The organism is Acidisphaera sp. S103, assembly GCF_009765975.1.
In the GTDB taxonomy this organism is placed as follows: Bacteria; Pseudomonadota; Alphaproteobacteria; order Acetobacterales; family Acetobacteraceae; genus Rhodopila.
Map to the genome: position 1 here is coordinate 86,027 of NZ_LMUJ01000076.1, position 267 is coordinate 86,293.

The following is a 267-nucleotide window of genomic DNA, read 5'->3' on the forward strand; positions in this document are numbered from 1 at the left end:
AACCGCCGAAACACCGTCTCCGGCAGCACTGATGCAGCACTACCATATGGGCGGCCGCAACCTGATCGACTGCTCGATATGCCACCGGTGAACAGCCAATGGCGTGGACTGGACCGGCTGGCGCGCGACCCCGCGTTCGTGGCCAGGGCGTCGGCGGAGTTCTCGCAACTAGCCGCCGCCCTGGCGGCACCGCGGGACCGCCGAGGCGTGCTGAAGCTGATGGCCGCCGGCCTGGCCCTTGCCGGCCTGTCGGGATGCGACGATGGC

At 69.7% G+C, this 267-nt stretch carries 1 protein-coding gene; it reads left to right on the forward strand.

Annotated elements, in window-relative coordinates; all coding sequences use genetic code 11:
* Positions 1-87: 87 nt before the first annotated feature.
* Positions 88-267 (forward strand): TAT-variant-translocated molybdopterin oxidoreductase (locus GSQ89_RS38745; RefSeq protein WP_216856407.1); only part of this gene is annotated, 180 nt, incomplete at its 3' end.